A 22,022-nucleotide genomic window follows, 5' to 3' on the forward strand; every position below is an offset into this window, starting at 1 on the left:
ACCGATCAGGTAATTTATACATTCAATATCATATACTTAATGAAGTATTCTCAAGTTTTATCTCAGTGTGATCGCAGCGCACGTCGGCACGCAATTCGCGCTGCAGGACCGGGCCGTGGTTTGATGTGCGCCGTCAGACCGGCTAAGACCGGAGGGGATCAGGCACTTGCGACTGAAAGGCCCCGATGTCGTTTAAGGATACAGCTATCTTTGTGCTCGCGGGCGCGGCCTCCCACGTGTGCGCGCCTTTTTCTTCGCGCACGGCCCGGCGGTTCAAAAGCTCTGCCGACAAGCGCGACCCACGGCGCCGCGACAGCACGCCCGCCATCGACGCGACGCCGGTCGGCTTGGACGCAACGCGGGCCGTTCAAGGCACACACGAGTTCGTACCGTATGCTCCGCCTGCTGCAAGCACCCCGGCCGTCCGTCTTATCGCACATTACCTGCCGCAGTTTCATCCGTTCGCGGAGAACGACGCGTGGTGGGGCAAGGGGTTTACCGAGTGGACCAACGTCGGCAAGGCGGTGCCGAACTTCCCGGGCCATTACCAGCCACACTGCCCGATCCATCTGGGGTATTACGACCTGCGAATTCCGGAGGTCATGGAAGAACAGGCCAAGATTGCACGTGAGTACGGGATCGGTGGGTTTTCCTATTATTTCTACTGGTTTGGCGGCAAGACCTTGATGGAGAAGCCCCTGCGGATGATGCTGGAGAACCCGGTGGTCGACATGCCCTTCTGCCTGATCTGGGCGAACGAGAGCTGGACGCGACGGTGGGCCGGGCGCGCGCAGGAGGTTCTGATGGCACAGGAGTATTCCATCGAGGATGCGCAGGCCCTCGTGCGGCACCTCAAGGATTACATGGACGATCCGCGGTATATCCGGATCGATGGCAGACCGGTGCTGGTGATCTACCGCGCGGACATCATCCCGGATGTTGCCGGGATGGCGCAGGCCATGCGGGCAGAGGCCGAGGCACAGGGTTTCGCGGGACTGTACCTGATCGCAGCCCAGAGCTTCGACGTCGGCGCGCCGGAAAAGATCGGGTTCGATGCCGCGATGGAATTCCCGCCCCACCAGATCAAACGCAAGGACATCACCGACACGATGGGGGTCACGAACCCTGATTTCACCGGCGCGATCCTCGACTACGACGTGGTTGTTCAGGCCGCACTGGAGAAGCCGGAGCCCGACTACAAGCTGTTCCGGTCGGCAACGCTGTCGTGGGACAACACCGCACGCAACCAGAATGCCCCGCGCATTCTGGCGAAATTCTCGCTGGACCGGTACAGGCAATGGCTGAGCCACCTGTGCCAGAACGTTCTGAAACGGGACAAGTATGGACCGGACGAGAAAATCGTGTTCATCAACGCCTGGAACGAGTGGGCCGAGGGCACCCATCTGGAACCGGATCGGAAATTCGGCTTCGGCTATCTTGCCGCAACGCATGAAGCCGTGCCAAAGACCACCGAGATGACGTGACACCAAGACAGACCCATCACGCGCGGGCGCGGCCGCGCCCTCCCTTTCCCACAACACTCACGCAAGAAAGCCATTATCCATGACCAAGGACGGTGTCGGAAAACCGGCAGACCTGATCCCCGACGGGGAACGCTACCTGCCGCAGTTTCAGGGCACCATCGAACTGGAGCACCTGCATCGCTATCAACTCGCGCGGCGGCTGGCTTCGGGGTTGGACGTGCTCGACATCGCCTGCGGCGAAGGCTACGGGTCGGAAATTCTGTCGGCGAGTGCAAAATCCGTCATGGGCGTCGATATCAGCGCCGATGCGGTGGCTCATGCCAAGTATCACTACCGCGCCCCGAACCTCTATTTCCGGCAAGGCAGCGCGACGGATATTCCCGTTCCGGATGCATCGGTGGACATGGTCGTGTCGTTCGAGACGATCGAGCATCTGGAAGAGCATGACCGCATGATGCAGGAGTTGCGGCGCGTGTTGCGACCGGGCGGATTGCTGATGATTTCCAGCCCGAACAAGCTCGAATATTCGGACAAGCCGAAATACGACAACCCGTTTCACGTCAAGGAACTTTATACCGAAGAGTTCGTCGCGCTGGTTGGCGGGTACTTCAAGAACATCTCGCACTACGGGCAAAGGCTGAGTGCTGCGTCGCTGATCGCCAACACGGAAAACGCGCCGTTCCAGGTGTTCGCCGGAGGCGGCGTGCGCGACGGGGTGCCGAATGCCCGCTATGATCTGGTGCTGGCCTCGGATGGCGACCTGCCGAAGCTGCCCAATTCTGCCTATGAAATCCCGGGCAGTCCGCTGGAACCCTACGCGGCAGAGGTCACGCTGCAAGACCTGGAAAAGTCCTTCGACGAACTCGACAACGCGCGCGCTACCTCAAACGACATGGCCGCGCAGATCGAAAGCCTGATGGACTACATTCGCCAAGTCACGGAAACGGCCAACTTTGTCCTGCAAGACAAGTGGTGGCGCCGCACCAGACCGCTGCGCAGGATTTCGAACAGCCTTCGCAAGCGCAAGGGAAAACCCAAGAAGGTCTGGCCAGAGAAAATCGAAACGCCCGAGTTTGTCGACGGCAAACTGGTCGAAGGCATGACCGCCCGGGCCGGAACGGAATGGCCTGGCTACTCCGAAATCGATGGCGTTATCCCGCCCTTTGGGCGCTACGGCAATGGTCCGGATGTGCCGGTCGTCAAGTATTCTGACGTGAGCGAAGGTTTCGTCGAGCATATCCCGCACGACACGCTGGACACGGTGGTCAAGACCATTGCGTTCTACCTGCCGCAATATCATCCGTTCCCGGAGAACGATGCGTGGTGGGGCAAGGGCTTTACCGAGTGGACCAATGTCGGCAAGGCACGACCGCTTTTCCCCGGCCACCACCAGCCGCATTGCCCGATCCACCTTGGATATTATGACTTGCGCGTGCCCGAAGTTATGGAGGAACAGGCGCGGCTTGCACGGAATTACGGCGTGTCCGGCTTTGCCTATTACTTCTACTGGTTTGCTGGAAAGCTGCTCATGGAGACACCGCTGGAGCAGATGCTGGCCAACCCGAAAATGGACCTGCCGTTCTGCATGATCTGGGCGAACGAGAACTGGACACGCCGCTGGGATGGCCTGGATCAGGAGGTTCTGATCGCGCAGGACCACTCGCTGGCGGACTCGCGCGCGATGCTGGAATACCTGCGGCAATACATGGAGGACCCGCGCTATATTCGTGTGAACGGCAAGCCCCTGTTCATCGTGTACCGCGCGCACCTGATCCCGGAGTTCAAGGAAACAGTGGAGATGTGGCGCGCGGCGGCCGAGGAAATGGGTCTTGGTGGGCTCTATGTCGTGTCTGCACAGACGTCCGATACCGGCACACCAGAGGCGCTTGGGCTGGACGCATTGCTCCAGTTTCCGCCGCATGCCATCGACGCCAAGAACGTGACCGAATTCGTGGACGACCTCGAGCAGGGGTTCAACGGGGGCGTCTACGATTACGACGATCTGACGGCGAAGGAAGTGTGCCGAAAAACCTCCGATCATCTGGTGTTCCGCACCGCGATGATGTCGTGGGACAACACGGCGCGTCGGGGTCTGAGTGCCTCGGTTTTCACGAATTTCAGCGTAACGCGCTACAACCAGTGGCTGGCCGCGAATGTGGAGCATGCGGCCAAGGATCCCGACCGATCCGACGATGAGCGGCTGGTCTTCGTGAATGCCTGGAACGAGTGGGCGGAGGGCACGCATCTGGAACCGGATCAGAAGCATGGCTACGGATACCTTGAGGCCACGCACAAGGTGATGGCGAATTACGACGTGGCAGCGGGGCCCTTCCTGCGGCCCGACATACCCGATCAGACCGAAGCCAACTACGCTGTCGTGGCCCATATCCACTACCCCGACACCTGGGCCGAGGTGCAGGCGCTGATCGAGGCTCTGCCAACCGGGTCGGTGGATGTCTACGCAACAGCGACGTCGCTTGAAACTGCGCAGATGATCTCGGCCGCGATGCCGTCCGCATATGTGGAGTTGGTCGACAACCGGGGGCGCGACGTCCGGCCGTTCCTGATGACGATGCAACGGATCGCGCATCTGAACTACCGCGCCGTATGCAAGGTACATGGCAAGAAGTCGGTCTACCGCACCGATGGCGACAAGATCCGAAAATCAACGCTGAGCGCATTGATCGACCCTTCGGCAATGGACGCCTTCGATGCGGACCCCGGGTTGGGCATGCTTGCGACGGCGAAATCCGTGATCCGCCATGACAAGCGCAATATGGCGAATAACCGCGCCAACGTGGACGCCTTGGCCCAGGAGATGGGGTTCAGGTTCCGCAATGACCGGTTCGTGGCGGGGACGATGTTCTGGGTCGATCCGGCGGCGATTGCCCCGCTCCTGAAACTGAGTGTGCAGGATTTCGACGTCGAACGCGGTCTGGCCGATGGGACCCGCGCCCATGCGATTGAACGCGTTCTGGTCAATCTGGTCGAACACACTGGCTACAAACTCAAGGCGCTCTGACGCGGCCCCGCGCAAACTGGCCTAGGCAGGGGGTTTGCGCCCCATCAACGCGTGCGCCGCGGGATACGACACGACATGCATTCCGATCTCGGTGAACCCGGCGCGCGCGAGGTGCGTCCAGGCATCCGCCCCGTATTCGGTGTGCACGATATAGTCGGCGCGCCCCATCGACGGATCGCCGTGATAGCTGGGCGGCATGCCAGCCCGTGACCGCGTCAGCCGCTCCACCACCATGGGCACGGTATAACAGAGCCACCCGCCGGGCCGCAGGACCCGCATGCACTGGCGCAATCCGTAGAGCGGATTGGGCACGTGTTCCAAGGTGTCCGAATGCAGGATCACATCGAAACTGTCATCGGTATAGGGCAGGTTCTGGAGATCCACCTCTGGGTAGTCGCCCCGGGTGTAGTTCGGCAGCCCGGCCAGCACATCCGAGATCACCTCCGCCCCGTTCACGTCGAGGATCGTGGCCTCAATCTGGCTTTCGACAAGATCCTTGACCGTTTGCCGGGTTCCCAAAGCCGCGCGGAGCGCGTTGCCAAGCGCGATATGGCGCAGGCTGCCGTGGCAGGCGATGCACCGCTCCCCCTGCTGGCGGTCGATATAGTCGACCTCGTTCGGGGCAAGACCCCATTCCGCGATCAGTGCCGGCCAGAGCACGCGGTTGCTTTCGAACGTCTGCCCACCGCAAATCGAGCATGTCACATGCATGGCTAGGTTCCTTTTGCGAAGATACGCTTCAGTTTCGAGCGCTGTTCGACGGGCTGCGCGGCCAAGGCGTCATTCCGACCGTATTTGGTCACGACGAATACCTCCCGAAACTTTCCGATCACGCCGAGTCTGGGGTCATTCAGGGTAACCATGTTAACCCCGCATCCGGGCGCCCAACCCTGAATAAGCTCTGCAAAATCAGACCCATAGTGAAAGGTCACCAACGCGCCTTCGTCATTGATCGGGTTGCCGTGATATTCCGGCTCCGCCAGATGCTCCACCCCGGTGTCGGTATAGCGGGCGCGGCGCTCGGTCTTGAGCTTTCCCTCGTAGACCGGCGTGGTGAAAATCATCATGCCGCCCGGCTTGAGCGTGCGCTCCATCTCGCGAAAGCAGAGTTCGGGCTCGTTCACATGCTCCAGCACGTCCAGATGACAATGCAGGTCAAAACTTTCGTCCGCAAAGGTCATGCATTCAAGGTTCTCGCATCGGAAGCCGTTATGCATTTCCCCCAAGGCGGCTTCGGGATAGAAATGTGTGCCGACATAGCCTTCCGCCTGTCGCATCATGATGCCCGAAATCGATCTGTCGACGGGAGAGCTTTCGTGCAGCTTGACCGCGCGCCAGTTCGGCGCAAACGTGTTCAGACACCACGCGAAGGCGCGTTCGCGCGGGATCGACTTGCAGTGATCGCAGAGCAGGCCATCTCGGAACCAGTCGGTCTTACTCCGGTATGTGGTGGATTTCTGGCAGACTGGACACTGTCCGTCGAATACATACATGCCGGGCTCGTACCGTTGCGTCAGGTGGGGCGGTCTCAGGCGCGCAGTACGCCCCGTCTGCAGCGCGCTGTCAACGCGATGGACATTCGGGCGGCGCCAGCCTGTGCAGACCAGCGGTATCTGTCCCGGGAAGGCAACACACCGGGGACCAAGTTTCGCCTTGGCACCGATGCGGGCCACCGCTAGGCGTGAGGCATGCACAAGGATCCTGCTCAAGCCCCGCCGCTGATCGTCTTCACCGATCTTGATGGCACGCTTCTTGACCATGACAGCTATTCCTTCGCCCCGGCCCGCCCGGCGCTGGCGGCATTGGCAAAACTTGGCGCGCCGGTTATTCTGGCGAGTTCCAAGACGGCTGCCGAAATCGCACGGTTGCGGGAGGCGCTAGGGCTGTCGGCGTACCCCGCGATTGTCGAAAACGGCACCGGAGTGCTGGCCGCCCATGCCGCGCCCGACGCAGATACCGCCGCCTACGCGCGCCTGCGGGAGGCGTTGGAGACCGTTCCAGCGCACTTGCGCGCCTGTTATCGCGGGTTCGGGGATCTGAGCGTGGCGGAAGTCGCCGCGACCACCGGCCTGCCGGTGGCCGAGGCAGACCTGGCCAAGACCCGCGCAGCCTCGGAACCGGGCATATGGACCGGCGACGCCGCCGGTCAGGCGGCGTTCCTTAAGGCGTTGCGCGTGCAAGGGGTGACGGCGCGGCGCGGCGGGCGGTTCCTGACCCTGTCGTTCGGCGGCACCAAGGCCGACCGCGTGGCCGAGATCACAGGGCAGTACGGCAAGCCGTTCAGCCTCGCACTCGGCGATGCGCCAAACGACGTGGAAATGCTGGAGACCGCCGATTTGGGCATCGTCATTGCAAATCCCCACGCGCCCCCCCTGCCCCCGCTGGCCACCGAGACGCAGGGGCGGATACGCCGCAGCGAGAAACCCGGCCCGGACGGTTGGAACGCGGAGGTTCTACGGGTACTGAAGGACCGGACGTACGAGAGGGGGGGCCGACCGAGTGGCTGATTTTCACCAGAACGGCAACATCGCGACACTGCACAATCTGCGCACGCGCTCGTTGGAAGAACTGACCTACGAGATCGAAGCCTTCTCACACACACGCAAGATCACGTTGATCCTGCCTTGCCTGTACTCCGAACTCGAAGGCCCTGCGCTGCAGAACATCCTGAACGAATTGGCACAGGTGCCGTATCTGCACCGCATTATCATCGGGCTGGACCGCGCGGACGAGGCGCAGTTCCGCCACGCGCGCGCGTTCTTTGCGCAGTTGCCGCAAACCAACGTCGTGATCTGGAACGACAGCCCGCGGATGCTGGAACTGGGCGCGCGGCTGGACGAGATGGGGTTGGCACCGCAAGAACCCGGCAAGGGCAAGAACGTCTGGACCTGTCTGGGCTACCTGATGGCCTGCGCCGACAGCGCGGTCATGGCGATCCACGATTGCGACATCACCACATATGAGCGCGGGATGCTGGCGCGGCTGGTTTACCCCGTGGTGAATCCGACCTTCCCGTATCAGGTGGCGAAGGGGTTCTATCCGCGTATCGGTGACAACAAGATGAACGGCCGGGTCACGCGACTGTTGGTCAGTCCACTGCTGATTGCGTTGAAACGGGTGATCGGGGACCGCGATTACCTCGATTACTTGCGCAGCTTCCGCTATCCGCTGTCGGGCGAATTTGCCATGCGCACGGGGATCCTGCCGGACCTGCGCATCCCGTCTGACTGGGGCCTTGAGATCGGGGTTCTGTCCGAGGCCTGGCGCAATCTGGCGCCCAAGGCCGTCTGCCAGGTGGAGATCAGCGACGCCTACGATCACAAGCATCAGGACCTGAGCGAAGAGGACGCCTCCACCGGGCTGTCGCGCATGTCGACCGATATCTGCAAGTCGATCTTCCGCAAGCTGGCCGCCGATGGCACGACGTTCACGGGCAACACCTTTCGCACACTGAAAGCCACCTACTATCGCAGCGCACTGGACCTGCTGGAGGCGTATTACAACGACGCCAAGATGAACGGTCTGGCCGTGGACAGGCACCGCGAGGAGCAGTCGATCGAGCTTTTTGCAGAGAACATCATGCGCGCGGGCCAGATCTTCATCGACAAGCCGTCCGAAGCGCCCTTCATTCCGACCTGGAACCGGGTGCATGCGGCCGACCCCAGCTTCCTGACAGACTTCAAAGCCGCAGCAGCGGCCGATCTGGACGACTTTTCTCCCCAGGGGTGAACAGGTTAAACCTGACTCGCGTAAGCGGCTATCCGCTCATAAACCGAAAAGCCGCCGCGCCCGGATGGGCAGCGGCGGCTCCACTCGTATAAAGTACTTTAAAAATTCCGCTGCAACGGATACTCGCACAAATCCCACGGTCCATCACCGAACCATGGGTATCGTTAAAATGGCATTTGAGGGCGGTGTCACCAAGTACGCCCTCATTTTACAACTCACGGTAGCAACAATCGCAAGTTCTGCTGTATATTGTGGCAGAAAAGCGGCAAATGCCATCTTGTGGTTCCGTGTCGGCGCCCTGTCAGAACGCAGACCTGACCCTGAAATCGCTCGTTACGGACGGAGATTCGCGTCCCGCTGCGGGGCTATCCCGCGCGATTGGTGATCCAACGGCACTGGTAGGGGGCCATGGGAATGTCACCGCCTTCGACGCGAATATGCTCCCCGGACAGGACATCAACCCAATCCGCGCCTTCGATCAGGTTGATCTCGTGGGGCTGGATCACCACACGCTCGTCACTGACATTGTGCAGCGCAAAAATGGATTGCGCCCGATCGAGGCTTTGCCGCCAGACCCCGAAAATACGCGGATCGAGCGATAGCGTGAACTGCGTGGCATTCGGGTGGAACGCGATCTGGCGGGATCGGGCGCGCAGCCGGGCGGAAAGCGCAGACAGGACCAGCGCGTGCTGGCTGTCGGGATCGTCGAGCTTTGCCTTCAACGCCGGGTATTCCCAGTTGTGCCGGTTGATCGCGCGGTTCATGCCACGCCGGGCCACCTGGTCATGGTCGTTCTGCGTGGCCAGCATGGAGTGGATGTAGAAAGCAGGAATTCCTTCGAGGGACATCACGATTGTCTGGGAGCAGATGAACCGCGCGATGTGGTAATCGTCGCGCCCTTTGAACGTGCCGCCCATTGCCTCGAAAAACGTTATGTTCAACTCATAGGGGCTTTCACCGCCATCGGGCAGCGCGCGCATGGAGACCAGCCCACCCAGATCACGCACCGTCTGGATCACGCGGGCTTTCTCCTCCTCCGGGAGCACGCCTTCGGCCGGGCGCATCCCGATCCCGTCATGTGAGGCCGAGAAATTCAGATAGGCGCAGCCAAGCTGGGCGGGCGGCATACCCCGCTGCCAGCGGTGCAGATACTCGGCAGAGCCCGACATCATTGCGTGCAGCAACAAGGGCGGCAGCGTGAAGTTGTAGACTGCGTGGGCTTCGTTCCGGTTGCCGAAATAGCTGAGGTTTTCCGCGTTCGGAACATTGGTTTCGGTCAACAGGATGATCGGTTCCTGTGCGAAATCGCACAACAGCCGCATCAGCCGGACAATCGCATGGGTCTCCGTCAGGTGGATCGATGGGGAGCCGACGACTTTCCAGATGAACGCCACCGCATCCAACCGGATGATCCGAACGCCATTGTCCACATGCAGGCGCATGATCCGCAGGAACTCAAGCAGAACTTCCGGATTTCGGAAATCCAGATCGATCTGGTCATGGCTGAAGGTGCACCAGACGTGGCGCGGCCCATTGGAGGTTTCCACCTCCTGCAAAAGCGGAGTTGTCCGGGGGCGGACGACCATGGACAGATCGTCTGCCGGGTCCGCCTCGAAAAAGAACCTGTCATAGGGCGCGTGCCCCTGCCGGTAGGCATTGAACCATGCGCCCTGGCTTGAGACATGGTTCAGCACCAGATCAGACATCAGCAGGAAATCCGCGCCAATGCGGTTGATGTCGGGCCAGTCGCCCAAGGCCGGGTTCACCGCGCGGTAGTCGGTGACGGCAAACCCGTCATCCGACGTAAACGGGAAGAATGGCAGGATATGCACCCCGTTGACCACGCCCTGCATGTATTCCAGCAGGAAATCATGCAGAAGGTCGAGCGGCTTGTGCGTGCCATCGACAATCGAATTGCCATAGGTGATGAGCAACGCGTCCTTTTCCGACCACAGGTTGTTGCCGGGCGCGCGCGGGCGCTTGCGGCGCGGGGTTTCTTCGGGGAAGAACGCCTCGATCACCTGGGAGGCCAGAATATCGGCATTCATCTCGGGATAGATCTGGGCCAGAAACTCGGAAACGCGCTGGCTGAGGGAGGTGACAGGCTTGGTCATTCAGGCGGACTCATTTCCGTGCACGGGGGGCCGAGGCCCGTGCGACTCGGGACTTGGGGCGTAAACCCCACCCGCTTAGGAAAAAACCGGGACTGAGAAAAGAGGATCGCGGTCGATTGGGGACGAAAGGAGCACAGAAATGAGCAAGAGCCTGAAAAGGGTGCGCGCCGCGCTGCAATCGGCCGGGCTGAAGGACACCGTGCTGGAAATGCCGTCCGAGACGCGGACCGCAGCCCAGGCGGCCGACGCGGCGGGCTGCACGATCGATCAGATTGCCAAGTCGATCATGTTCCGTTGTGCCGCGACAGGTACAGCGATCCTGTTCGTCACCGCAGGAGGAAATCAGGTGGACGCCGCCAAGGCCAGCGCGTTCGCCGGCAGCCCCCTGGGCAAGGCGGATGCCGCCCTGATCCGTGCCCAGACCGGATTTGCCATTGGCGGAGTGGCCCCCATCGGGCACCTGACACCGCCGCGCGCGTGGTTCGACCCGCGTCTGTTGGAGTTCGACCTGATCTACGGCGCCGCCGGCACGCCCAGACATATCTTCGGAATTGCCCCGGAAACACTTCGCAGCCTGGCACGAGCGGAGCTTGCGTCGTTTACCGTCTAGCGGCGGGGTGGGATGCTCATGCCGGGCCAGAGGGTCGTGCATCATGGTCAATATGGTGGAAACGACCGGAACCGTTTCGTGCATCGCGACCAATGCGCCACAATTATGCCTCTGAAATAACGCATTAATTTTGCCGACTTCGATACACCTGTGCTACTGTTCCGGCTCTTTCAGGAGACGCTCCATGACCCCGCTGATTTCGCCAAAGTCGCTTACGTCCATTTTTACTGCCGCTGCACTTGCGCTTGGGACAGTATCAGTTGCGACGATTACGCTGGCCCCGGATGCGGCCTTTGCCAAGAATGACAAGGGCAACGGAAATGGTAACGGCGGAGGTCGCGGTGGCGGAAGTGACAAATCCGACCGCGGCGGAAAAGGACATGATAAGGCGGAGCGCGGGAGCGGCAAGTCCGGCGGCAGCAAAGGCAACGGGAACCGGAGTGCGAAAGCGAACGGGAAACATGACCCGGCTGGGGCGTGGCGTGAGCTGAAAAAGGAATTCAAGAAAAACGGATCTTCGAACGCATCGCGGAACACCAAGGGTCCGAAAACGCTGGCGGAGGCCGGGCGGCAGTTTCAAAAGGACCTGAAGTCGCTCTTCACCGGCACGACCGACACGCAAAGGCCGAAACGCGCGACCGTCAAACGCGCCACTTTGGTCGACACATCGCCCCGCCCTGCTCCGCGCTTCACGCGCGTACGTGGTGCGCCGGAGGGTAACCTACCCAAGGACAGGGTGCGGACGCGCGACCCGCTGGTTTCAGCGATTACGGACCCTGGCGGGTCCCCCAAGCTGCGCAACCTGAGCGCTTCCGGAGCCGCGGCGGCAGCATTCGCAAACGCGTCGGCGAACAGCAATGTCGGCAAGATCGCGACCTATCAAACAGCGGCCTCGGAATACTACGCGCTGCGCGACGAACTGGCCGAAGCCCGCCGCGAGCTGAGGGCGTTCAACGGCGCTTACGAAGGACGTACCAGCGCCGAAATCGAAATCGATATTGCGAGCCTTGATCCGACGACGCCCGAGTATGCCGAGACTTTGGCCACGCTTGAGGATGAACTAGCAAGGGCAGAAACCTTTGAGACGGAACGTCAGGACCTCAAGGAAGACGTGATCGACCTGCGGCGAGAGACATATGATGCGCTGGAGAGCGCTGAGACCGCTTTCTTCGATGCCTCCAAGGGGCGCGAACTGACACCAGACGCCTTGGGTGATTTTCATGACAACCTTGGCCTGCCCGACCCGACTGCGTCGCGCGCATACAATGACCCCAATCTGACAGAGCCCCAGCGGCGCGACATGCTCGTGGCGCCCGGATCGGAGGGCACAGTCGCCTCTGCGCGCACGCAGGGAGCGCGCTCGAAAGACCGATTGCGCGATCCGTTGGTGGCGGCGATTACCGCTCCGGACGGATCAGACAAGTTGCGTAATCTGAATGCATCTCGCGCCGCCGCCGCTGCGTTTGCCAACGCCTCTCCGAATAGCAACGTCGGCAAGATCGCCACGTATCAGGAGGCGGCCACAGAGTACTACGATACGCGCGAAGACCTGATGGACGCGCGGAGCGCGTTGCGCGACTTCGATCAAAGCTATGACGGGCGGGGCAGTGATGAAGTGCTGCAAGATATCGCTGATCTCGATCCGACAATCCCGGGTTACGAGGAAACGCTGTCAGCACTGGAGCAGGAACTGGCCGTCGCGGAAGCCTTCGAAGACGAACGCGACGGGCTGCTGGACGGGGTGAGAGACGTGCGCCGAGACTTCTTGATTGCAGGCAAGGAGGCCGAAGCCGCGTTTTTTGACGCGTCCAAGGGTGGCGCACTGACGGTTTCTGCGCTCAACGATCTGCACGCAAATTTGGGGCTGCCGACCGCCGCGGACCGCTAGTCTGCGCAAGTGCATCGGTGGCATTCCGCTCGGAGGGATGCGGCCCGCTACAGGCAACACAAGATACAAACCACAACCAAGCCGGTCGCGACCCGCGGGTACGGAGCGCATAAAGTAAATCTTTTTTACATTGACCCCTTGTGTGGCCGGATTGACGCCCCATCTGATGTGATGTGAAACGAATTCACATTCATTGAAACGCACATGGAGCACCAAATGTCATCCGTCGCCACCTGGCCCACGCAAGCCGAAACATGGCTCGACAGCAAAGGCAAACCTGCCTGGATTATCGCCATGGTTCTCGGCTTTATTTTCTTCTGGCCGATTGGCCTCGCCCTTCTCTTCTACATGATCTGGAGCAAACGCATGTTCAGTTGTTCGTCGACCCGCAGCCGCCATATGGACAAGGCCATCGGCTTCAAATCCTCCGGCAACACCGCGTTCGATGCCTACAAGGCGGACACGCTGCGCCGGCTGCAGGACGAGCAGCACGCGTTCGAGGCGTTTCTGGAACGTCTGCGTGCGGCCAAGGACAAGTCCGAGTTCGACCAGTTCATGGAGGACCGGGCGAAGTCCGCGAAAGCCGAAGGTGACAAGCCCGCCGAGGCATAATCCGCCCATCCAATATCGTTGGCCGCCCCAAACGGGGCGGCTATAATTTGTTCCACGACCTGCACCGCCCGAGAGACCATGACCCAGACAACCGCCCTCCCCGACCCGTATACCCATGCCGATCTGTATCGGGATGTCCCCACCAAGCGGCTTGTCGCCTGGGGCGTGGACCTGCTGGCCATTCTGGCGATGACAGTCGTGCTTGTTCCCTTCACCTTCTTCACCGCGCTCTTCTATCTGCCGTTTCTGGCGATGATGGTCAGCTTTCTCTATCGCTGGGTGACGATTGCCCGGGGATCGGCAACGTGGGGCATGCGGTTCACCGCAATCGAACTGCGCGCGGCGGATGGCGGGCGGATGGATGCCAGTCAGGCGTTTCTGCACACGCTTGGCTACCACATCAGCCTTGCAGTTTTCCCGCTGCAACTTGTGTCAATTGCCCTGATGCTGATGAGCGAACGCAAGCAGGGACTGACCGACCACGTGCTGGGCACGGCGGCACTGAACCGTGCAGCCAGCCCGGCCTAGTTCAGCCTGCCTAGAAGGAAATGCCGAGGCCGACCCCCCAGCCTCGGTAATCCTGGCCGAAGTAGTACCGCGCCATCAGGCGCGCTCGGGTTGTCCAGATGAGCCGTGTGTCGGACACATCGAGCTCCAGCCCCGCACCAATACCTGCAAGCCACTCGATCCCGGGAAAGACTGTCGGCCCGCCATCGTAAAGCCCCAGTGATCCGTCAACGACCCAGCGTACCGGTTGGCCGAACGCCCGCCAGTCGCGGATCGGTTCACGGTAACGGGTCCAGAAGCTGGCTACCGATGCATCCGAGGACGCATCGACGTCGGAGGAACTGCCGACAGTCTCGATCTGGAGATGCGTAAACCGACCGGACAGCTCGAATTCATATGCCTCTGTCTTTTTCTCGTAAAGGCCGGACAGTGAGGCCCCGTAGCCTGCGGCAGTCAGCCCGCCATTCACCAGAAAACCCACGTCACGATCAAGTTTGTTCCCGACAAAGAGCGCACCCAGTTCAAGATCGCTGACGATGCGGCCGAAGGTCAGGTGTGCCATGGGACGGATCGTGAAGTTCTCCGTAATGTCGAAATCCCACCCGACACCACCGGTCAGCGCAACCGCGTTCCAGCGCGCGCGGATGTTCGCGCTGTCGGTGCCATTGGAAAAGACGAAGATCGGGTCATAGCGCTGGTACCCGGCGAAGCCTTCGAGATAGAGAGGGAAATCCTCGCTCACCCGAAACCCGCCACCGGTCTGCACGCTGAGCAGATCCGTCGTACCCCCGGTGCCGTCGAGGGAAATCGTGGAGGCCGCGTCGTTCGGTACGGCTATCAGTCCGAAGAGCGCAAGCGCCTCGGAGGCCTTCTCCTCCACCTGGCTGCCAAGGACGTTGACCTCAGGCGGTTGCGCGCGGGCAGGCGCGCCGAGCAAGAGCGCAATGGCCACCGTCATGCCGCCGCACAGGTGCACCCGTCGTCCCGAACCGTTCACAGACTTCATCACTGTCCCGCAATCGCACCCGGTCTTGAGCCGGGCTGTCATTGCCGGGCACCGTGCTCAGAATGGGGCGCGTCGGTCAAGCGACGCGCGGCGTGGCAATTCAACCGGCAAACGGGGTTGGCGGACGCGATTTGGCTTGTTACCGTCCTGTCAAACGCATTCTGTATAGGTGATATGCGCCATACTCTTCCGATAGCGCCGCAATTCTACGTGACGGCTCCGCAGCCTTGCCCCTACCTTGAAGGGCGCATGGAGCGGAAGCTTTTCACTGCATTGCAAGGCGAATACGCCGAAACTCTGAACGACTCCTTGTCGAAACAGGGCTTTCGCCGGTCCCAGAACGTGCTCTATCGGCCGTCCTGCGCGGAGTGCATGGCGTGCCTGTCGGCACGGATAAACGTCGCGGAGTTCACGGCGAATCGCAGCCAGCGTCGGACACGAAATCGCAACAATCACCTCATCCGGGAGGCGACCTCTCCCTGGGCGACGGAAGATCAGTATGCGCTGTTCCGGAAATACCTCGACAGTCGCCATGCCGATGGCGGGATGGCCGACATGGACATCTTCGAGTTCGCCGCGATGATCGAGGAAACACCGGTGCGCTCGCGCGTGATCGAATATGTGGAACCGGGCAGCGATGCCGCCACTCGGCGCGCGGACCGTGCGCTGGCAGGCGTGTGCCTGACGGACGTCCTCGATGACGGGCTGTCGATGGTGTATTCGTTCTATGATCCGGACATGCATGCCAATTCGCTTGGCACTTACATGATCCTCGATCATGTGGAGATCGCGCGGGAGGCAAAGCTGCCTTACGTCTATCTGGGTTACTGGGTGCCCGGCAGCCCGAAAATGGGCTACAAGGCGAGCTTCTCGGGGCTTGAGATTTACAAGGGCGGTGCGTGGCAGCCGATTGGTGATCCGGCCGACCACGAGGAAGAAACCCATCCCCTCTCGGTCGATCCGATTGCCGAACAGGTCGCAAAGATCACCCTGCCCGACAGCCTGCCGACCTCCGACCGCAAGCGCTGAGCCCGAGTCAGGTCAGGTAATTCGACCGGCTCAGGCCGTATTTCGCCATTTTCTCATTCAGTGTTCGGCGCGGCAAACACAGCTCGTCCATCACGGCGGCGATGGAGCCCTTGTGACGACGCATGGTGTTGTCGATCAGCATCCGTTCGAACGCCTCGACATATTCCTTGAGCGGCTTGCCCTCGGTCGTCACGGCAGGTCCGATCTCTGCCCCGACCTCGGCATTGTCGGCCATCAGCAGCGACGCGATGGACCCTGTGCCGCGGCGGGATTGCAGAACCGCGCGTTCGGAAAGGTTGATCAACTGGCGCACATTGCCGGGCCACGGAGCCTGCAACAGTTGCGCGGCCTCCTGCGCGGTGATCTGCGGGGCCTCGCAGCCGTATTCGTCGCAGAACTCCTCGGCATACTGGGTGAACAGCGTCAGGATATCCTCGCCGCGCTGGCGCAGTGGTGGCAGCGTGATCCGCAGCGCGGCCAGCCGGTAGAACAGGTCCGGGCGCAGGCAGTCTTCGATGGTGCGCCCGTCCTGTGCGAGGTTCGAAACCGCGATGATCCGCGTCTCAAGCCCTGCGACCGTGTCGTTCATCAGCGCCAGAAGCCGGGTCTGGCACTCTGCGGGCAGTGCTTCGATATCCTCAAGACACAGTGTGCCGCCGCGGGCCTGCTCGACGAGCGGCAGCGGCATGCCTTCGGCGGCGGGTCCGAACAGCCGTGCGGGCAGGTCGTCACCAGCCGCACAGCTTTGGATGATGAACGGCTTGCCGGCGCGCGGGCCAACTGCATGGAGCGCGTGCGCCACGAGCGTCTTGCCCGTGCCTGTCTCACCGTCGATCAGCACGTGGCCATCCGCCTGACCAAGGTCGAGGATATCTTCGCGCAGGCGCGTCATCACCGGAGAGGCACCAATGAGCTTCTTCATCATGGTGGAGCCGTCGCCCAACTCGCGGCGCAAAGCGCGGTTTTCCAGCGTCATGCGGCGCGCGTCTGCGGCCTTCTTGGCCAGTTGCGTCATCCGGTCGGGATTGAACGGTTTTTCCAGAAAGTCGAAGGCGCCAAGGCGCATCGCCTCCACCGCCATGGGCACATCGCCATGCCCGGTGATCATGATCACGGGAAGCGCGCTGTCGCTGCTCATGAGCTTTTTCAGGAACACCATGCCGTCCATGCCAGGCATGCGGATGTCCGAGAGCACGATGCCGGGATAGCCTGCGTCCAGCGATTTGAGCGCATCCTCTGCGCTTGGGAACGTCTCAGTATCGAAGCCCGACAGGGCCAGCCACTGGCTGATCGACTGGCGCATATCCTGTTCGTCATCGACGATGGCAATTTTCATGGCCTTGGGCATGGCCCGGCTCCTTTTTTCATCTGGCGCTATTCTGCCGCTTGGGGCTGCGCCGTCCAGAGGGGCAGTCGCATCTCGAACGTCGCACCGCCGCCGGCGCGGTTGCGGGCCAGAAGCCGCCCGCCGTGGTCCGATACGATGCCGGACGAAATGGCAAGGCCAAGCCCCACCCCATCACCCGGCTGTTTGGTCGTGTAGAACGGTTCAAAGAGCTGGTCAAAATTCTCGATCCCCGGACCATTGTCGCGCACGGCGAGCTTCGCGCCATCGCCCTCGCTCAGGTCAATCTGGACCGTCGGCTGCTCTGCCCCGCCGGAGGCATCCATGGCATTGCGCAACAGGTTTATGATCACCTGCTCCAGCCGGATCCGGTCGCCCATGACGGTGACGGGTGTTTTGGGCGTCGTTCTTTCAATCTTTACAGAGCCTTGCTTGAGCTGCGGCTCCATGATCGCCAAGGCCGAGGACAGCGCCTCGCGCAGGTCAACGGGCTGAAACGCATCCTCACCCTTGCGTGCGAAGGATTTGAGCTGCCGGGTAATCTTGCCCATCCGGTCGATCAGATCGTCAATCCGCGCGAAGGAACTGATCGACTCGTCCACGCGCTTGCGCTGCATCAGCAGGCGCGCGCCCGCGAGATAGGTTTTCATCGCGGCCAAAGGCTGGTTCAACTCGTGACTGACCGCAGCGGACATCTCGCCCAGAGCCGCGAGTTTCTGGGACTGCGCAAGGGTCTGTTCGGCCTGTTCAAGCGTCTTTTCCACGCGTTCGCGCTCGGCGATTTCCTGCTGTAGCCGTTCATTCAACTGGCGGAGTTCTGCCGACTCGCGCTGGAACAAAAGCGAGGTCGACACGGCCCGGCGGCTCAGCGCGTAAAAGCCCAGTGCGATCAGAATCGCGAAGACCATGATCTCAAGCGCGAGCACCGCATTGACCCGTTCGCGCACCGACGAATAGGTCACGAAAGATGTCAGGCGCCACCCGCGAAACGGCACCAGGGTTTCCAGCCTCAGCACCGCCTCGCCCAGCAGGTATGTCTCCGGTCGGCGGCCCGCCCACTCTTCCGTCGCCTGAATGGCGCGCGCGATGGCCGAGGGCGGGGATTGCGCGCTGAGCGCTTCGTCGAGCATTCGTCCACGCCAGCGCGGCTCTGTCGCGACGATGACCCGACCGGTGCTGTCGGTGACGAGGATCGCGTCGGACCCGCCCGACCAACGGCTTTCCAGCTTGCGCAGGTCCACCTCGACCACCATCACGCCGAGCACGCGCTGGTCATCCTTGATCAGCCGCGAAAACGCGAAGCCGAACGCGCCCGCCTCGGTTTCCGAGATGGTAAAAACCGTCCCGTTGGACCGCAGCGCCTCAACAAAATAGGGCATGTTGCGGTGCTGGGTGCCCAGTTGCGTCCGGTCGGTGGCGGCCACCGTGCGTCCGCTTTCGTTCAAAAGCTCCAGCGAGGCTGCACCGATTTCCTCGCGCAGGGAAATCAGCCGCTGCGAGGTGGCGGCATAGTCGTTCTGGTTCAGTGCGTTGACGATCACCGGGTCGCGCGACAAGAGCAGCGGCACCACCGAGTTGCGCTGCAGTTCCGACACGATGGAGTTCGAATAAAGCGATAGGCGCAGCTCGGCGCGTTCGCGGGTGGTTTGCGTGAACCGCTCGGTCAGCCAGATATTGGTGACGTAGACGACCCCGACCGCCACAAGCGCCAGAAACACCGCGAGCACCCGCGCCGCCACGGTGGCGCGCGACAACGAGTTAGAAAGGTCTGAGCGCTGATCAACCATCGCTGTCAGGGTACGCGCTTGCCCGCGTCCTCACAAGAACGCGGCTCAGGCGGGGCTGAGCGCATCCAGCAGCCCGGTGAAGAGCCGCGCGCCATCCGTGCCCCCGTGCAAGGGCTCATAGGCGCGTTCCGGATGGGGCATCATACCGAGCACACGGCGATTTTCCGAGACGATCCCGGCAATGTCGCGGTCCGATCCGTTGGGATTGTCGACATAGCGGAACGCGACGCGAGCTTCCGCCTCAAGCATATCGAGAGTTCCCGGATCGGCGCGGTAATTGCCGTCATGGTGCGCAATCGGTACCGTAATCTCGTCGCCCTGCGCATAGGTGCCGGTATAGGGCGTGTCAGTCGTCTCGACACGCAAACCCACGGAGCGGCAGATATACTTGAGCGAGGCGTTGCGCATCAGCGCGCCGGGCAAAAGCCCGGTCTCGCACAGAACCTGAAATCCGTTGCACACCCCCAGCACCGGCCCGCCCTTCTCGGCGAAGGCCTTGATTGCCCCTGCCACCGGGGATTGCGCGGCAATGGCCCCGCAACGCAGATAGTCGCCAAAGGAAAACCCGCCCGGTATCCCGACAATATCGATGCCGTCCGGCAGGGCGGTTTCCTTGTGCCAGACCATCACAGGGTCGATGCCGCTGGATTTGCGAAAGGCCTCGGCCAGGTCACGGTCACAGTTGGAGCCGGGAAAGACGATGATGGCGGCTTTCATGGCGCGCGCTCCCTCAGTTGACGAAATCTGTGATGACGGCGACACCCGGCGGGGTCGGCCCGTTGAAGGCGCGCAATTCGGCACTCGTGCCCGAAAGCGGGATTTCCCGCGCGATCAACGGGCTCATGTCCACCCGACCGCTTTCAATCAGGCTCAACAGGCTCGGATAGCGCCACGACGGCATGCCGCGCGTGCCATAGACCGCCAGGTTGCCCTGATAGATTGCCGACATGTTGACCTCCATCCGGGCGGTGTGGCCGATCGGCATGCCGACCTGCACGTGACGTCCCAGCGGGCGCAGACACTCAAGGGAGGCGTTGACGGTTTCAGGAATCCCCAGCGCCTCGATCGCGACATGGGCCCCACCGCCGGTCATCTCTTTGATCCGGGCTGCCACGTCACCCTCCCGCGCGTTCAGCGTGATCTCTGCCCCGTGCTCGGCGGCATGCGTAAGCTTTTCATCGACCACGTCCACCGCGATCACCCGCGCCCCGAGCGCGTTGGCCAGAATGACGGAACTGAGGCCGATCCCGCCGGTGCCGTGCACCGCGACCCATTCGGACCCTTGCAGTGCCGCCCGTCCGGTGAGCGCGTGCCACGCGGTTGTTACCCGGCAGCCAAGCCCGGCCGCCACAGTTGGAGAGAGGGTTTCCGGCAGCCGCGACAGATTGTGGTCAAACGGCACAGCCACGTATTCCGCAAAAGCGCCTGGTTCAACAAACCCGGGCAAACGCTGGTTCGGACAGGTGTTTTGCGCCCCTGACTGGCAAGACGGGCATGTGCCGCAGGCCAGAATGAAAGGTGCAACGACAACGTCGCCGACCTTGTGAGTGGCGCGAGGTCCGGCCTCCACCACCTCGCCGCAGTATTCGTGGCCGCCGATCTGACCGGGTTTGACGCGGGGGTGCTCCCCGACCCAGCCATGCCAGTCGGAGCGGCACACACCGCAGGCCAGTACCTTGAGGACAACGCCATCCTCGGGGCAGACCGGATCGGCCACATCCTCAAGGCTCAGATCGGCGTTGTACGCGCGCAGAACCGCCGCGCGCATCACAGCATCTCCACGCGGTAGCTTTCGATCACGGTGTTGGCGAGCAGCTTTTCGCACATTTCGGATACGGTCTGCTCGGAGGTGCCATCGGCCAGATCAAGTTCGATCACCTTGCCCTGCCGCACACCATTGACGCCTTCAAACCCGAGCGTGCCAAGGGCATGGCGCACGGCCTCCCCTTGCGGGTCCAGAACACCTTGCTTGAGCATCACATGAACACGGGCTTTCATATAACTGATTTCCTTTAGTTAATCAGGGTCGGCTTTGTGATCGGAGTGGCGGATTGTGGCAACACGCCCAGTCGGCGGGCCACTTCGGTATAGGCATCGGCCAGGTTGCCGAGATCGCGACGGAACACGTCCTTGTCAAGCTTCTGGCCGGTTTTCACATCCCACAGGCGACAGCTGTCAGGGCTGATTTCGTCAGCAACGATCAGGCGCTGGTAGTCGCCTTCGAAGACGCGCCCGATCTCGATCTTGAAATCGACAAGCTGGATGCCGACCGACAGCATGCAGCCGGACATGAAGTCGTTTACCCTGAGCGCCAGCGCCACCATATCGTCGAGGTCCTGCTGGGAGGCCCACTGGAACGCGATGATGTGTTCTTCGGACACGATCGGATCGCCAAGATCGTCATCCTTGAAGTAGAACTCGACGATCGGTCGGGGCATCGGTGTCCCCTCTTCGATGCCGAGACGTTTGCAGATGGACCCGGCCGCAACGTTGCGCACGACCACTTCCAGCGGAATGATCTCCACCGCGCGGACCAGTTGTTCGCGCATGTTCAGACGGCGGATGAAATGCGTGGGCACGCCGATGGAGTTCAACCCGGTCATGAAAAACTCGCTCAGGCGGTTGTTCAAAACGCCCTTGCCGTCGATCACGTCCCGCTTTTCGGCGTTGAACGCGGTGGCGTCGTCCTTGAAATACTGCACGATCGTGCCCGGCTCGGGACCTTCATACAGGATCTTGGCCTTGCCTTCGTAGATTTTCTTGCGGCGCGCCATGGGGAGTTCTCCGGATCGCAGGGACACTGGGCCGCGTCCGTTTCGGGGGTGCGCTCGCTATAGGCCAAGGCGTGCGATGCTGCAAGACGCCGCAAGCGGGCTTTGCGCACTTGCA

At 61.7% G+C, this 22,022-nt stretch carries 19 protein-coding genes; 9 read left to right on the plus strand and 10 right to left on the minus strand.

Annotation, left to right across the window (positions count from 1 at the left end):
• The first annotated feature begins 185 nt into the window (after positions 1-185).
• On the plus strand, positions 186-1,484 hold the full coding sequence (locus ACP15N_RS02910) for a glycoside hydrolase family 99-like domain-containing protein (RefSeq protein ID WP_425090711.1): 1,299 nt from the start codon (positions 186-188) through the stop codon (positions 1,482-1,484).
• Between the two features lie 79 nt (positions 1,485-1,563).
• Complete coding sequence (locus ACP15N_RS02915; protein WP_425090712.1) at positions 1,564-4,506, plus strand: glycoside hydrolase family 99-like domain-containing protein; 2,943 nt, start codon at positions 1,564-1,566, stop codon at positions 4,504-4,506.
• A 21-nt stretch (positions 4,507-4,527) separates the two neighbouring features.
• On the opposite strand, the gene ACP15N_RS02920 is transcribed toward ACP15N_RS02915, so the two are convergent.
• Entirely contained in the window at positions 4,528-5,217 is a 690-nt protein-coding gene (locus ACP15N_RS02920; RefSeq protein WP_425090713.1) for a class I SAM-dependent methyltransferase, read from the minus strand.
• A gap of 2 nt (positions 5,218-5,219) precedes the next feature.
• Positions 5,220-5,999 (minus strand): class I SAM-dependent methyltransferase, encoded by a 780-nt coding sequence (locus ACP15N_RS02925; protein ID WP_425090714.1) that lies wholly within the window; start codon positions 5,997-5,999, stop codon positions 5,220-5,222.
• Positions 6,000-6,194: 195 nt separating this feature from the next.
• On the opposite strand from ACP15N_RS02925, the gene ACP15N_RS02930 reads away from it, so the two are divergent.
• Positions 6,195-7,013, plus strand: coding sequence for an HAD-IIB family hydrolase (locus tag ACP15N_RS02930; protein ID WP_425090715.1), 819 nt, complete (start codon positions 6,195-6,197; stop codon positions 7,011-7,013).
• Positions 7,006-8,235, plus strand: a complete 1,230-nt coding sequence (locus ACP15N_RS02935) for a glycosyl transferase (protein ID WP_425090716.1) — start codon at positions 7,006-7,008, stop codon at positions 8,233-8,235. Before ACP15N_RS02930 ends, ACP15N_RS02935 begins: the two co-directional genes overlap by 8 nt.
• Positions 8,236-8,600: 365 nt before the next feature.
• On the opposite strand, the gene ACP15N_RS02940 is transcribed toward ACP15N_RS02935, so the two are convergent.
• Positions 8,601-10,349: a sugar phosphorylase gene (locus ACP15N_RS02940; protein WP_425090717.1), complete on the minus strand. Its 1,749-nt coding sequence runs from the start codon at positions 10,347-10,349 to the stop codon at positions 8,601-8,603.
• Between the two features lie 139 nt (positions 10,350-10,488).
• On the opposite strand from ACP15N_RS02940, the gene ACP15N_RS02945 reads away from it, so the two are divergent.
• The 4 genes from ACP15N_RS02945 (at position 10,489) to ACP15N_RS02960 (ending at position 13,987) form a co-directional block, all read left to right on the plus strand.
• Complete coding sequence (locus ACP15N_RS02945; protein WP_425090718.1) at positions 10,489-10,959, plus strand: YbaK/EbsC family protein; 471 nt, start codon at positions 10,489-10,491, stop codon at positions 10,957-10,959.
• Between the two features lie 184 nt (positions 10,960-11,143).
• A complete protein-coding gene (locus tag ACP15N_RS02950; RefSeq protein WP_425090719.1) occupies positions 11,144-12,847 on the plus strand; it encodes a hypothetical protein in 1,704 nt (567 codons plus the stop codon).
• A 216-nt stretch (positions 12,848-13,063) separates the two neighbouring features.
• Complete coding sequence (locus ACP15N_RS02955; RefSeq protein WP_425090720.1) at positions 13,064-13,459, plus strand: DUF2852 domain-containing protein; 396 nt, start codon at positions 13,064-13,066, stop codon at positions 13,457-13,459.
• 78 nt (positions 13,460-13,537) lie between these two features.
• Entirely contained in the window at positions 13,538-13,987 is a 450-nt protein-coding gene (locus ACP15N_RS02960) for an RDD family protein (protein ID WP_425090721.1), read from the plus strand.
• Positions 13,988-13,997: 10 nt separating this feature from the next.
• On the opposite strand, the gene ACP15N_RS02965 is transcribed toward ACP15N_RS02960, so the two are convergent.
• A complete protein-coding gene (locus tag ACP15N_RS02965) occupies positions 13,998-14,972 on the minus strand; it encodes an autotransporter domain-containing protein (protein WP_425090722.1) in 975 nt (324 codons plus the stop codon).
• Positions 14,973-15,146: 174 nt separating this feature from the next.
• Between ACP15N_RS02965 and ACP15N_RS02970 the strand changes: the two genes are divergently transcribed.
• The gene (locus ACP15N_RS02970; protein ID WP_425090723.1) at positions 15,147-16,001 is read left to right on the plus strand and encodes an arginyltransferase; all 855 of its coding nucleotides are present in this window, start codon (positions 15,147-15,149) and stop codon (positions 15,999-16,001) included.
• 7 nt (positions 16,002-16,008) lie between these two features.
• On the opposite strand, the gene ACP15N_RS02975 is transcribed toward ACP15N_RS02970, so the two are convergent.
• Genes ACP15N_RS02975 through purC form a run of 6 tightly spaced genes read right to left on the minus strand, consistent with a single transcriptional unit; the run spans position 16,009 to position 21,907 of the window.
• On the minus strand, positions 16,009-17,349 hold the full coding sequence (locus ACP15N_RS02975; RefSeq protein ID WP_425090724.1) for a sigma-54-dependent transcriptional regulator: 1,341 nt from the start codon (positions 17,347-17,349) through the stop codon (positions 16,009-16,011).
• Between the two features lie 26 nt (positions 17,350-17,375).
• Positions 17,376-19,133 carry a sensor histidine kinase gene (locus ACP15N_RS02980; protein ID WP_425090725.1) on the minus strand — a complete coding sequence of 586 codons (1,758 nt, stop codon included), beginning with the start codon at positions 19,131-19,133 and terminating at the stop codon, positions 17,376-17,378.
• Between the two features lie 45 nt (positions 19,134-19,178).
• On the minus strand, positions 19,179-19,850 hold the full coding sequence (gene purQ / locus ACP15N_RS02985; protein WP_425090726.1) for a phosphoribosylformylglycinamidine synthase subunit PurQ: 672 nt from the start codon (positions 19,848-19,850) through the stop codon (positions 19,179-19,181).
• 13 nt (positions 19,851-19,863) lie between these two features.
• A complete protein-coding gene (locus ACP15N_RS02990; RefSeq protein WP_425090727.1) occupies positions 19,864-20,901 on the minus strand; it encodes a zinc-dependent alcohol dehydrogenase family protein in 1,038 nt (345 codons plus the stop codon).
• On the minus strand, positions 20,901-21,131 hold the full coding sequence (gene purS, locus ACP15N_RS02995; protein WP_425090728.1) for a phosphoribosylformylglycinamidine synthase subunit PurS: 231 nt from the start codon (positions 21,129-21,131) through the stop codon (positions 20,901-20,903). Before purS ends, ACP15N_RS02990 begins: the two co-directional genes overlap by 1 nt.
• A gap of 14 nt (positions 21,132-21,145) precedes the next feature.
• Entirely contained in the window at positions 21,146-21,907 is a 762-nt protein-coding gene (gene purC / locus ACP15N_RS03000) for a phosphoribosylaminoimidazolesuccinocarboxamide synthase (RefSeq protein ID WP_425090729.1), read from the minus strand.
• Positions 21,908-22,022 lie beyond the last annotated feature (115 nt).

The sequence above is a fragment of the Tropicimonas sp. S265A genome, from assembly GCF_049800835.1.
GTDB lineage: Bacteria > Pseudomonadota > Alphaproteobacteria > Rhodobacterales > Rhodobacteraceae > Dinoroseobacter.